Annotated in this window: 9 protein-coding genes; 2 read left to right on the forward strand and 7 right to left on the reverse strand. The window is 72.6% G+C overall.

Annotated elements, in window-relative coordinates; all coding sequences use genetic code 11:
- Positions 1-12: 12 nt before the first annotated feature.
- The 3 genes from AB0O15_RS19470 to AB0O15_RS19480 form a co-directional block, all read right to left on the reverse strand.
- Positions 13-1,731: an FAD-dependent monooxygenase gene (locus tag AB0O15_RS19470; RefSeq protein ID WP_364320159.1), complete on the reverse strand. Its 1,719-nt coding sequence runs from the start codon at positions 1,729-1,731 to the stop codon at positions 13-15.
- A gap of 4 nt (positions 1,732-1,735) precedes the next feature.
- On the reverse strand, positions 1,736-2,083 hold the full coding sequence (locus AB0O15_RS19475) for a putative quinol monooxygenase (RefSeq protein WP_364320161.1): 348 nt from the start codon (positions 2,081-2,083) through the stop codon (positions 1,736-1,738).
- 62 nt (positions 2,084-2,145) lie between these two features.
- Entirely contained in the window at positions 2,146-3,759 is a 1,614-nt protein-coding gene (locus AB0O15_RS19480) for a methyl-accepting chemotaxis protein (protein WP_364320163.1), read from the reverse strand.
- A 126-nt stretch (positions 3,760-3,885) separates the two neighbouring features.
- Here AB0O15_RS19480 and AB0O15_RS19485 point away from each other — a divergent pair, with 126 nt between their 5' ends.
- The gene (locus AB0O15_RS19485) at positions 3,886-4,905 is read left to right on the forward strand and encodes an aminotransferase class V-fold PLP-dependent enzyme (RefSeq protein WP_364320165.1); all 1,020 of its coding nucleotides are present in this window, start codon (positions 3,886-3,888) and stop codon (positions 4,903-4,905) included.
- Between the two features lie 332 nt (positions 4,906-5,237).
- Here AB0O15_RS19485 and AB0O15_RS19490 read toward each other — a convergent pair whose 3' ends face one another.
- The 3 genes from AB0O15_RS19490 to AB0O15_RS19500 form a co-directional block, all read right to left on the reverse strand.
- Positions 5,238-6,164 carry a polysaccharide deacetylase family protein gene (locus AB0O15_RS19490; protein WP_364320167.1) on the reverse strand — a complete coding sequence of 309 codons (927 nt, stop codon included), beginning with the start codon at positions 6,162-6,164 and terminating at the stop codon, positions 5,238-5,240.
- Positions 6,165-6,237: 73 nt separating this feature from the next.
- A complete protein-coding gene (locus AB0O15_RS19495) occupies positions 6,238-7,959 on the reverse strand; it encodes a bifunctional diguanylate cyclase/phosphodiesterase (RefSeq protein WP_364320169.1) in 1,722 nt (573 codons plus the stop codon).
- Positions 7,960-8,200: 241 nt separating this feature from the next.
- Positions 8,201-8,995, reverse strand: coding sequence for an SAM-dependent methyltransferase (locus tag AB0O15_RS19500; RefSeq protein ID WP_364320171.1), 795 nt, complete (start codon positions 8,993-8,995; stop codon positions 8,201-8,203).
- Between the two features lie 1,107 nt (positions 8,996-10,102).
- On the opposite strand from AB0O15_RS19500, the gene AB0O15_RS19505 reads away from it, so the two are divergent.
- On the forward strand, positions 10,103-11,995 hold the full coding sequence (locus AB0O15_RS19505) for an acyl-CoA dehydrogenase family protein (protein ID WP_364320173.1): 1,893 nt from the start codon (positions 10,103-10,105) through the stop codon (positions 11,993-11,995).
- A 65-nt stretch (positions 11,996-12,060) separates the two neighbouring features.
- On the opposite strand, the gene AB0O15_RS19510 is transcribed toward AB0O15_RS19505, so the two are convergent.
- On the reverse strand, positions 12,061-12,720 hold the full coding sequence (locus AB0O15_RS19510) for an HAD family hydrolase (protein ID WP_364320175.1): 660 nt from the start codon (positions 12,718-12,720) through the stop codon (positions 12,061-12,063).
- Positions 12,721-12,744: the final 24 nt, after the last annotated feature.

Here is a 12,744-nt window from a genome sequence, read left to right on the forward strand (position 1 = left end):
AGGAGAACCCGATCAGGCGGGCACCTCCCGGTCGATCGGGGACGGGATGCGGGCGAGGAAGGCGCGGCAGGCGTCGACGTCGAGCTCGTCGCAGCGCCACGCCACGTAGCCGTCCGGGCGGATGACGTACAGCGCCTGCGCGGTTCCGGTCCGCAGGCCGTACGCGTCGAAGACCTGGACCGCGTCGACCAGCTCGACCCGCTCGTCGGCGCGGCAGGCGACGCGGGCGACGATGTGTGCGGGAAGGCCGGCCAGCTCGGCGGTGAGCCGGGTGACGGCCGCGTCGTCGAGCGGCTGGCGGGACAACGCGATCACCCGCAGCCGGTAGCCGGCCAGCAGGTCGAACATCTGGCGGCCGGTGCGGATCCGGGCGTCCGGCGCGCGCTGCCCGGCCCACGGACCGTCCAGCGAGTGGAGAAGCTCGTTGACCGCGTACGGGCCGGGCCGGTACGCCAAGCCGATCTGTGACAGCCGGCGGAACGCCTTGCGGTGCGGCAGCGGCGCCGCCGACATCCGGCCGATCAGGAACGGGCCGGCCCGGTCGCGCAGGCGGGCCCGCCAGCCGTGCAGGCCGGCGGCCACCCGGAAGAGCCGGTCGGTGAACCGGAGCAGGTCGACGCCGACCGGGTGCCGCTCGTCGTGGTAGCTGTCCAGCAGGTCGTCGCCGGCGCCGCGCAGGGCGGCCGCGAGCTTCCAGGCCAGGTTGGCCGCGTCCTGCAGGCCGGTGTTCATGCCTTGGCCGCCGGCGGGGGAGTGGATGTGCGCGGCGTCGCCGACCAGGAAGCCACGACCGGCCCGGTAGCGGCCGGCCTGGCGCAGATGCGCCTGGTAGCGGGTGGTCCACACCGGCTCGGACAGCGTCACCGGCACGTTCATCGCCTCGCGCAAGGCCTGCTCGATCGCCTCGAGGGTGTCCTCGCCGCCGTGGTCGGTGGTCATCACCCGGGACCGGTTCGCGCCGTCCAGCGGCAGGAACAGGCCGATGCGCTCGCCGTTCATGAAGATGCGGAAGCTGGTGTGGTCGAACGGCCACTCCACCCGGCAGTCGGCGAGCAGGAAACGCTGGGCGTACCCCTCGCCGGTGAAGCCGAGGCCGAGCTGCTTGCGGACCACGCTGTGCGAGCCGTCCGCCCCGACGATGTAGCGGCAGGTCAGGTCGCCCGTGCTGAGCCGGGCCCGGACGCCGGTGGCGGTCTGTTCGAACGAGTCGAGCCGCGTGTTCCGCTCCACGGTCAGCCCGTGCCGCGCCAGGTCGGCCAGCAGGATCTGCTCGACCTCGCTCTGCGGCGCCATCAGGATGAACTGGTACGGGGTGTCCGCGGCGCGGGCCCGGTCGAAGTCGAGCCCGCCGGCGTACCGGCCCCTCAGGTGGAACTTGATGCCGGTGTCGATCACGCCGTGGGTGAGCAGCTCGTCGGCCAGTCCCAGTGAGCGGAACAGCTCGATGGTGCGGGCCTGCACGGCGAACGCGCGCGACTCGGTGGAGGGCCCGGCGTTGGCGTCGATGATGCGTACGGGCACGCCCTGCCGCAGCAGCAGCGCCGCGGTCATCAGCCCGCTGGGCCCGGCGCCGACCACCAGCACCTCGCCGTCCTGCTGTTCACCGGCCGGTGGCCGGGTGTCCGGGTGGCGGACGCCGAGGCGGGGCAAGGGCTTTCCGCGCAGACGCGCCCACGCCCGCCGGCCGAACGCCAGCGTCAGCGTGATCAGGGCGAGGACGACCAGACCCATGCGATCACCCCGGCAGTTCGCTGGACATACGCAGGAACTGCTGGCGCAGCGGGCCCTCGACCAGCGGCCGCATGGCACGGATGAAATCCTGCGTGTACGGCTGGGCGACGTGCCGTTCCAGGTCCTTCCTGGACCGGAACATCTCGTAGATGACGAACAGCCGCCGGTCGGCCCGATCCCGATGCACGTGGAACTCGATCGCGCCCTCCTCGGCGCGCAGCGGCTCCACCAGCGCCAGGATCAGCGCCTCGACCTCGTTCTCGAGGCCCGGCTTCGCGCGGGCGAAACCCAGATGGGTGTACGGGCCGGTCTCGTCCGCGTCCGGCTCCGGTAGTTCAGGTCGGTCCACCATCACGTCAGTGTCGGGCCGGCGACCCGTCCGGCACGATGCCGAGTCCCGCTGAGCGGTACCGGTTACCGATAGCGGAAGGCGCCGACCAGGGACCGCAGCTCGGCCGAGGCTCGGCTCAGCGTCTCGGCGGTGGCGCTGGTGCTGGCCGCCGCGGTGGTGGTGCGCTGGGCGGTGCCGGCCACCCCGCCGATGCTCGCGGCGATCTCACCGGCGCCGACCGCGGTCTCGCCCACGTTGCGGCTCAGCTCGCTGGTCGTGGCGGTCTGCTCCTCGATGGCCGACGCGATGGTCAGCTGCGCGTGGTTGATCTCGCCGACCACCTCGCTGATCTGATCGATGGCCCGGACCGCCGCCTCGCTGCCCGACCGGATCGCCTCCACCTGCCGGGCGATCGACTCGGTGGCCGACGCGGTCTGCTGGGCCAGGTCCTTCACCTCACCCGCGACGACGGCGAAACCCTTGCCGGCGTCGCCGGCGCGGGCCGCCTCGATGGTCGCGTTCAGGGCCAGCAGGTTGGTCTGCGCGGCGATGGCGGTGATCAGCTGCACGACCGACTGGATCTCGTCCGAGGCGGCGCCCAGCCGGCCGATCGTCTGCCCGGCCTCGGCCGACGCCCGGACGCTGCTCTCCACCGTCGCGGACGCCTGGCCGGCGCTGCGGGCGATCTCGCCGATCGACGCGTTCATCTGCTCGGCCGCCGCGGCCATCGTCGACACGATCGCCGAGACCTCCTCGGCGCTGCTGCTCACCTGCCCGGCCTGGACGCTGGTCTGCTCGGCGCCGTCGGCGAGGTCGGCGCTGACCGTACGCAGCTGGTCGGCCGCCGCCGAGACCTCCTCGGCCCGCGCGCCCACGTCCCCGACCAGCTTCTGCATCCGGTCGGCGAAGCGGTTGAAACCGGCGGCGGCGTCCGCGACCTCGTCCCGGGCCCGGTCGGTGATCCGCTGGGTCAGGTCGCCGTCGCCGTCCGCGATCTCGGCCAGCCGCCGGTTGAGGGCGCCGAGCGGCCGAACCACCGACCGGGCCAGCAGGACGGCCAGCGCGACGCCGATCAGCAGCGCGGTCAGCCCGGCGACGACGATGATCGTGACCGAGCGGCCGGCCGCCGCCTCGGCCTCGGCCACCGCCGCCTCGGCCTCGGTGTCGATCGCCCCGACGACCGCCTCGATCTCGCGCGCGATGTCGTTGAACAGCACGATCTCGTCGCCCATGACCAGGTCGCCGGCGGTCTGGCGGCCCGCCGGCGTGCCCGCGCGGTAGCCGTCGGCGATCTGCTGGTCGAGGCTCATGAACCGCTCGAACGTGGCCCGGGCGGCGGTGACGCCCCGCCGCTCGGCCTCGGTGAGCCGGCCGTGCTGCTCCAGGTCGGTGAGCTCGGCCCGGAAGGCCGCGGCCGAGGTGAGGAAGGCCTTGCGGCTGGTGGCCGAGTCGGTGGTCGCGTCCTTGATGCCGCGTACGGCGTCGAAGGCGTACGCGGTCTGCCAGCCGTTGAAGTCGGCGGCCCGGAACTTGACCTGCCCGGCCAGCCGGGTCGTCTTCCGGTAGTCGCCGACCGTCGCCGTGGCCCGCCGCAGCGCGAAGATCGCCGCGACGCCGACCGCCCCGATGCCACCGAGCAGCACGAGCAGGATGAGCATGGTCGCGGTCAGGCGGGCGCTGATTCGGAGCCTTCGCACGCCTTGATTGTGCCGAATTAACCGGCTATTAACAGCCGGTTCCGCGGGTCCGGTGTGACTCCGGCGACAGCCAGTGCCGCTGACTGGCTCTCCCGCCCCCGGCGGCCCGATGGAAAACTCGATCGCGTGGACATCTCCTGGAACGCCGAGCCCGGCTATCTGAACACGGCGAGCTTCGGGCTCCCGCCGCAACCCGGCTGGGACGCGCTGCAGGAAGCGCTGGCCGAGTGGCGGGCCGGCGCGATCAGCTGGGAAGGGTGGGGCGGGGCGACCGAGGCGGCCCGGGCCGCCTTCGCCCGCATCGTCGGCGTGCCGGTGGCCGATGTCACGGTCGGCTCACAGGTGTCCCAGGTGCTCGCGCCGGTCGCCGCCGGGCTGCCGGACGGCGCCCGGGTGGTGGTGCCCGACATCGAGTTCACCTCCAACCTCTTCCCGTGGCTGGTGCAGGGCGACCGGCTCGAGGTGACCACGGTGCCGGTCGACCGGCTGGTCGACACCGTCGCCCGCGGCTGCGACGTGGTGGCCTTCTCACTGGTGCAGTCGGCGACCGGCGAGGTCGCCGACTACGCGGGCATCGTGGCGGCGGCCCGGTCGGTCGAGGCGATGGTGGTCGTCGACGCCTCGCAGGGGTGCGGGTGGCTGCCGTTCGACGCGTCCCTGGCCGACGTGGTGGCGGTCGGTGGTTACAAGTGGCTGATGAACCCGCGCGGCACGGCCTACGCCTACCTGAACCCGGCGGTACGCGAAACGCTCCGTCCGATCGCCGCGGGCTGGTACGCGGGGGCCGACGTGCACAACTCGTACTACGGCCCCGAGATGCACCTGGCCACCGACGCGCGCCGGTTCGACGTCTCGCCGGCCTGGTTCAGCTGGGTCGGCGCCGCCCCCGCGCTCGCCGCCGTCGAGCAGATCGGCGTCCAGAACATCCACGACCACAACGTGGCCTTGGCCAACCGCTTCCTGGCCGGGCTCGGGCGCGAGCCCGGCACCAGCGCCATCGTCACGGTCGACGCCCCCGGCGCGGCAGACCGCCTGACCGCCGCCGGCGTCCGGGCCGCGGTGCGGGCGGGCCGCGTCCGCGCGTCCTTCCACATCTACTCCACCGAGGCCGACGTGGATCTCGCCGTGGCGGCCCTGACCGGCTGATCGCCGTGCGAGGCTGGGCCGGTGTCCCGCCCGCGCCTCGCGTGGCTCGCCGTGCTGCTCGGCGCGGCCCTCGTCCTCTGGGTGCCACGCTCGTCTTCCTGACCGCCGCGGCCGAGGCCACCCAGCAGGTCTCCCTCTGAGAGCCGATGTCGCGGCGGGGCTGTGTGGGTGGCGGGACGATGTGGGATCGCGCAAGAGGGTGAGTGGGCACGGGCGTGGAGGCGTAGCCGGAGGCGAGCCGACCCTCGGCGGGAGCCGCGGTCCGAACCACCCTCCCAGCTACGACCTCCAGCTCTTGATCCTTCGACCCTGCGACGGGACTCCAGTCCCGCCTAGAGTGCGGGCTTGCGGTCGAGGGCGACGAAGCGCAGGCCGCGCGCCTTGAGGGCCGGGATCACCGTGGACAGCGCGGTGTAGGTCTGTGAGCGATCGCCGCCGCCGTCGTGGCAGAGCAGGATCTGGCCGGGCTTGGCGGCCATCAGCCGGCGCCGGATGTGGGCGACGCCCGGCTTGGCCCAGTCGCGGGGGTCGTCGCTCCAGTCCAGCGCGATCAGGCCCTGCTTGGCCGACGCGCCGAGCAGGGCCGGCGACCAGTCCCCGCCGGGCGACCGGAACAGCGTGGTGTCCAGGCCCGTCACGTCGTGGATCTTCTCCTGGGCCCGGCTCAGCTCGCGCCGCATCACCCGGCCGCTCTTGGTGCCCAGGTGGGTGGGGTGGCTCCAGGTGTGGTTGGCCAGGTGGTGGCCGTCGCGGACCACGTCCTTGGCGACCGTCTCGTGGCCGAGGACCTGGTTGCCGATCATGCAGAAGGTCGCGGGCACGTGGTGCTTGGCCAGCAACCCCAGGATCTTCGGCGTCCAGACCGGATGTGGCCCGTCGTCGATGGTCAGCGCGATGACGTCGGACGGGAAGGCCGGGCCGCCGACCGAGCGGTGGTAGTCGGCGATCGTGTTGACCGGCTTCTTGAGCACCGGCATGGCGGGCGTCCGCGGCTTGGCCGGCCCCGGGGAACGCCGGGGCGGGGCCGACGGCCGGGGCTTCGTGGTGGCGCGGGCCCGCACCTCGGGCGGGGTGGCGGCCGAGGCCGACCCGCCCAGGGCGAACGCTCCCGCCGCGACGGCGCCGGCCCCGAGCAGCCGCCGCCGCGTCATCCTTGCCCGCTCGTCCACGCCGCCGAGCACCCGCCGGGCCGCTTCCACCCGCCCGTCAGCAGCGTCGAGGAGCCGCCGGACAACCCGCGCACCATCGTCGTCACTCACGAGGGGGCAAGCTACCAAAGGGCTCCAAATGCCCCGGCCCGTTCGGGGTTATTGCGACATCAACGACGATCGGTCACTCGCCCGGCGCCGATCCCGCGATCTCCTCGTAGTCGTCGGAGTTCTTCTCCAGGAAGCCCTCGGCGGCCTGGGGCCGGCCGAGGTGGAAGCCCTGGCCGAGGCGGTAGCCCAGGTGGCTGAGCAGGTCCTTCTGCGCCGCGGTCTCGATGCCCTCGGCGACCACGGTGAGGTCCAGGCGCTGGAACAGGCCCAGCAGATGCCGCAGCACCCCGAGCGCCGAGCGGGTGCCCGAGGCGAGGTCGCCGATGAACCGCCGGTCGAGTTTGGCGCAGGTGATCGGCAGCCGGGTGAGGGCGCCGACGTTGGCGAACCCGGTGCCGAAGTCGTCGAGGGCGATGCCGACACCCAGGCGGGCCACGTCCCGCAGGACGTGTTCGTAGCGTTCGACGGCCGCGCTCTCGGTGATCTCCAGCTGCAGGCTGTCGGCGGGCAGACCGGTCGACCGGAGGACGCCCGCGATGGTCGCGGTCAGACCCGGATCGGCCAGCTGGTGCGGCGAGACGTTGACGCTCATCAGCAGCGGCGCGCCGGCCGCCCGCCACGCGACCGCCTGCCGGCAGGCCTGCTCCAGGACGGCGGCGCCGAGGCGGTGGATCGTCCCGTTCTGCTCGGCCGGCGCGATGAACTCGTGCGGCCCGAGCAGCCGGTCGCCCCGCTGCCACCGGGCCAGGGCCTCGGCGCCGACCACCCGACCGGTGCCCAGGTCGACGATCGGCTGGTAGTGGCACACGAACTCGCCGCCGGCCAGGGCGTCCGGGATGGCCGCGGCGGTGTTCCGGCGGCGGAGGTCGGCGGCGGCCCGGTCCGGGTCGAAGACGGCCCGCTCGGTCCCGTCCTGCCGCGCCCAGCCCAGGGCGTGGCGGGCGTTCCGGATCCACCGGCGCGGGTCGGTGCCGGCCGCCGCCCCCTCGAACAGCCCGTCGACGATCGGGAGGGGGCCGGTGACCGCACGCCGCGCCTGGTCGGCCGCCTTGACCAGATCGTCCAGCGACCCGGTGGCGGTGACGACGGCGAACAGGTCGTCGCCCAGATGCGCCGCGAAGTGACCGTGTTCGGCCGCGAGCCGGTCCAGCCGCGCCCCGATGCCCGCCAGCAGGTCGTCGAGGGCGTCACCGTGCGCGTCGGACAGCCGGCCGAAGTCGCCGATGCTGAGCAGGCACACCCCGAGCCGCCCCGAGGCGCCGGCCGCGGCGATCCGCTCGGCGAGGTGGGCGTGCAGGAAGGCGCGGTTCGGCAGGTGCGAGTACGGATCGTGCAGCTGCTGGTGGCGCAGGCGCTCCTGCTGCTCGGCGAAGACCTTCCGCCAGTGCAGCTTCTCGGCCCCGTTCAGCGTCTCGGCGGCGCGGACCGCGGCCGTGCGTTGCGCGCTGCTGGCGCCCGCGGCGAGCTGACCCAGCACGCCCGGGATACCGTCCCGGGCCGCTTCCGGGACCAGCCGGGGCAGCCACTCCGCGAGCAACGTGACCGTGGCGCCGATCGCCGCCGGCGACCCCATCCGCAGCTCGACCAGCCGCACCCCGACCGCGTGCCCCGCCGCCGGATCGGGGTCCGCCGCCCGCAGAATCGCCAGCACCTCGTGCAGCAGACGTTCGAGGTCGGCCCGGGTGCGCGCGCGGCCCGCGGGCAGGAACCCCACGGCGGCGACGGCGGCCGTCCACCGGCGGGCGGTCTCCGAGACGTCGGCCGACGGCAATGATGTGGCATCGCGGTCGGCCATGGCGGCGGTCCCTTCGGTCGGCCGCCTCACGGGCCGAGGGGGCGAGGACATCCGACCATGATGGATAGGAGGACGCCACCGCAGCCCCGGACACCCGGATCGGCGTTTAGCGCCCCGGCAGCCAGCGGCCGACGTGCGCCTTCGCGGCCCCCGCCGCGCCCCGGCGGGTGACCGTTTGGGCACCATCAGTAAATTGCGGCAGGTCATGTCACCCCGAGTGGGTGACAGGGCCCGGGGCCGGTCAGCGCTTTCGTGCCACCGCGCCCAGCCCCGTCGGCGTCCGCGGATCGTCGGCGTCCTCCGGGTCCGCGAACCAGTCGGACACCGCCGTCACGCCCGGCTCGAGGATCTCGAACCCGGGCCCGATCAGCGCCGCGACCTCCTCGGCCGACCGGATCGTCGCCGGGGTGGGCGTGTTCTCGTACAGCTTCACCACCCGCGCCTGCTCCTCCTGCCCCGCCGGCGTCGGATCGTGTCCCAGATGCGACAGCACCAGGTAGCTGTCCTTGACCAGCGCGTCACCGATCTTCGTGATGATCTCGGCGGGCTTGGCGGCGTCCGGCACGAAGTGCCACACCGCGACGGTCAGCACCGCCAGCGGCTGGGCGAAGTCGAGCAGGTCGAGCACGTCCGGGTGGTAGATGACCGACTCGGGCCGGCGCAGATCACCCTCGATCACCCGGGCCCGCGGATTGCCCCGCAGCAGGCTGCGACTCTGCTCGACCGCGATCGGGTCGATGTCGACGTACATCACCTTCGCCTCGGGGTTGGCCTCCTGGGCCACCTCGTGCACGTTGCCGATCGTCGGGATCCCGGACCCGATGTCGAGGAACTGGGTGACTCCCGCGCTCGTGAGCCACCGGACCGCCCGCCCGAGAAACGCCCGGTTGGCCCGAGCCAGCACTTCCGCGCTGGGCATCAGCTTCTTGGCCCGCTCCCAGAACTCCCGATCCACCTCGAGGTGATGATCACCGCCAAGCGCATAGTCATAGATCCGCGCCGCATGCGGGACGGTGATGTCCACGTTGCCAGGCACCCAATCAGGCTTCGTCACCGCGACCCCCGGATATCTCACTCAATCGGGCAGTGCCGATCATCCTATGTGTCCGCTCCCCGTATCCCGCGCTTCATCGCAACCGCGTGCACCACGAGCGAAACGCCCACTATAGTCACGAGACTAGATGTCATCCAGGCCACAAGGTCAAGAGCTTGATGTCGTGCGTGGGTGGTGCTGACCGTCGCTCCCGCCGAGGCGCCTTCTTCGTCTCGCCACCCCGCTTCAAGATCAAGGGCTTGATGTCGTGCCTGGGTGGGCGGTGCTGACCGTCGCTCCCGCCGAGGCCGGGCGCGCGGCTCCAAGGCCGTGACCGGCCAGAACAGAGCCGCACACCCTTCATTCTGCGCGGGTGGTCACCCTCCGGGCGCTCCGCGCCCAAACCCCTCGCGGTGGCCTGGCCCTTGCGGCGGCCCGGCCTTGCGACCGCCCTGCCCTTGCCCTGGGAGCGGCTGCCTCTGCTGACGCCCGGCCGCTTCGACCGCCCTGCTCCCTGCGGCCGCTTTGGCGTCCCGTGCCCTCGCCCCCTCTGCGACCGCCTCACGCCTCACCCCTCCGTGGGTCCTTTGCTCTGAGCGCATATAGGCACCACTCAGATGCGGGCAACATCCGGATACCGCCACCATCGAACTGGTGCCTATACGCGCTCAGAGCAAAGGAGCGCGCGAGCAAGAGAGCGGGCCGAAACTCGAGGGCAGGACTTCGGTTGGGATTGCGGTCGGAACGCGGAGGGTGATGAGGCGCCGGTGATGCCGGCGCGGCTCGGCGGGCGGTGGGCGGTGCGTGGTGTGTGGAGCGGCGGGTGGTGGGCAGCAGGCAGTGGGTGGAGCGCGGTGGGCGGAGCGCCACGCGCCCGCGCCTCGCAACCCGCGACCGCGCCCCGCGCCTCGCAACCCGCGCCCCGCGCCTCGCAACCCGCGACCGCGCCTCGCGGCCCGCGCCTCGCGGCCCGCGCTCGGGTGGGCGGTGGGCAGAGCGCGGTGGTGTGGTTGGAAAGATGGGGCGGCGGGGATCGTCAAGGGCGCTACTCGCGAGTAGCGTGACGTTGGCGGGGTAAGTAAGCAGTCCTCCGAGCGAGGAGGTAGAGCCGTGACCACCAACGTCTCCGAGAAGCAGGCCCGGCAGGTGGCGGAGGCCGCCCGCGAGGCCGAGTGGCGTAAGCCCAGCTTCGGCAAGGAACTCTTTCTCGGCCGGTTCCGGCTCGACCTGATCGACCCCTGGCCGTCGGCCGAAGCGCGGCCCGACGCCGAGGACTTCCTGGGGCGGCTGCGTGATTATGCCCGCGACGAGATCGACGGCGCTCAGATCGAGCGGGACGCCCGGATCCCGGATGAGGTCTTTCACGGTCTGGCCCGGCTGGGCGCCTTCGGGATGAAGATCGATCGGGAGTACGGCGGGCTCGGCCTCTCGAATCTGCACTACTGCAAGGCGCTGACGCTGGTCGGGTCGGCCAACCCGTCGATCGGGGCGTTGCTGTCGGCGCATCAGTCGATCGGCGTACCGCAGCCTCTCAAGATTTTCGGCACTCCCGAGCAGAAGAAGAAGTTCCTGCCCCGGCTGGCCGGCGGCGAGGTGTCCGCGTTCCTGCTGACCGAGCCCGATGTCGGCTCCGATCCGGCCCGGCTGGGCACCGTCGCGGAGCCGGTCGAGGGTGGCTTCCGGCTCAACGGTGTGAAGCTGTGGGCGACCAACGGCACGGTGGCGACGCTGCTGGTGGTGATGGCCCGGGTGCCGGGGAAGGGGATCACCGCGTTCGTGGTGGAGGGTGACGCCGAGGGCATCACGGTGGAGCGGCGCAACGAGTTTCTCGGGCTGCGCGGGCTGGAGAACAGCGTCACCCGGTTTCATGACGTGTTCGTGCCGTCGGAGAATGTGATCGGCGGGCTGGGCAAGGGGCTCAAGATCGCGCTGACCACGCTGAACACGGGGCGGCTGTCGTTGCCGGCGATGTGTGTGGGCGCGGGCAAGTGGTCGCTCAATGTCGCCCGGGAGTGGTCGGCCGACCGGGTTCAGTGGGGGCGTCCGGTCGGGCAGCACGAGGCGGTCGCGAAGAAGTTGTCGTTCATCGCGGCGACGACCTACGCGATGGAGTCCATGTTGGACCTGTGCTGCCTGATCGCCGACGACGACCGCAACGATATCCGCATCGAGGCCGCCCTGGTGAAGCTGTTCGCCAGCGAGATGGCCTGGCAGGTGGCGGACGAGCTGATCCAGATCCGGGGCGGCCGGGGCTTCGAGAAGGCCGACTCGCTGGAGGCGCGCGGCGAGCGGTCCGCCGAGGCCGAGCAGATCCTGCGCGACCTGCGGATCAACCGCATCTTCGAGGGCTCCACCGAGATCATGCACCTGCTCATCGCCCGCGAGGCGGTGGACGCGCACCTGTCGGTGGCCGGCGACATCATCGACCCCGACGCCGGCCTCGGCCGCAAGGCCCGCGCGGGGGCCCGGGCCGGGGCGTTCTATGCGAAGTGGCTGCCCACGCTGGCGGTGGGGCGCGGGCAGGCCCCCAACGGGTACGCCGAGTTCGGCCCGCTGGCCGGCCACCTGCGGTACGTCGAGCGCGCCGCCCGTAAGCAGGCCCGGTCGACGTTCTACGCGATGTCCCGCTGGCAGGGCAAGATGGAGCGCAAGCAGGGCTTCCTGGGTCGCATCGTGGACATCGGGGCCGAGCTGTTCGCGATGTCGGCGGTGTGCGTACGCGCCCGGGCCGAGCGCGACCTGCACCCGGAGGGCCTGGAACTGGCCGACGCCTTCTGCCGCCAGGCCCGCCTGCGCGCCGACGCGCTGTTCGCGGCCCTGTGGGACAACACCGACGACATCGACGTGCGGGTCGCCAAGCGTGCCATGGCCGGCCGCTACGCGTTCGTCGAGGACGGCATCATCACCCATCCGAGCGAGCACGCCTGGGTCGCGGCCTGGGAGCCCGGCCCGGCCACGGTCGAGGACGTCCGGCGCCGCATCCCGCCGGCTCCGGAGGGGTAAAGCCGCATCCCGCCGGCTCCGGAGGGGTAAAGCCGCATCCCGCTGGTTCCAGAGGCATGAAAGAGTCAGCTGGGGCGGGCCAGGGGAGTGTCGTCGAGGGCGTCGCGGAGGTCGATCAGGGAGTCGAAGACCCGGGCGGCGCCGGCCTCGGTGAGTTCCTCGACCGAGAAGCCGCCCGTGCGGACGGCCAGGGTCGGCACGCCGAGTTTGCCGGCGGCGACGCAGTCCCAGGTCGAGTCGCCGATCATGACGCCGGTGGCGCCGTCGACCCGGTCGAGCGCCGACCGGACCAGGTCGGGCTCGGGCTTGCTGTGGTCGGCGTCCTCGGAGGTGGTCCAGGCGTCGGCCACCGAGCGGCCGTCGATCAGGTCGAGGTAGTGCTCGACGTGCGGCTTCTTGCCGGAGGAGGCGAGCACGACGCGGAAGCCACGGGACTTGACCTCGGCCAGCAGGTCTCGCGCGCCGTCGAACGGGCGTACCTCGTCGATCATCTTGTCGAACTCGGTCTTCCAGGCGTCCTCGAGGGCGTCGCCGTGCCGGTCCCGCGCGGCCTGGCCGGCCACGGCGGGGATGAGCTGGTCACCGCCCATGCCGATGGCGCGGTGGATGCGCCATAGGGGGCGGGTGATGTCGAACCGCCGGAACGCCCGGTACCAGGCGATGGCGTGGTGGTAGTTGGTGTCGATGAGGGTGCCGTCGACGTCGAAGATCGCGGTATCGGCCACGCGGCAGGCGTACCCGCCGGGTGG

It is taken from the genome of Actinoplanes sp. NPDC089786 (genome assembly GCF_040684855.1).
Taxonomy (GTDB): domain Bacteria; phylum Actinomycetota; class Actinomycetes; order Mycobacteriales; family Micromonosporaceae; genus Actinoplanes.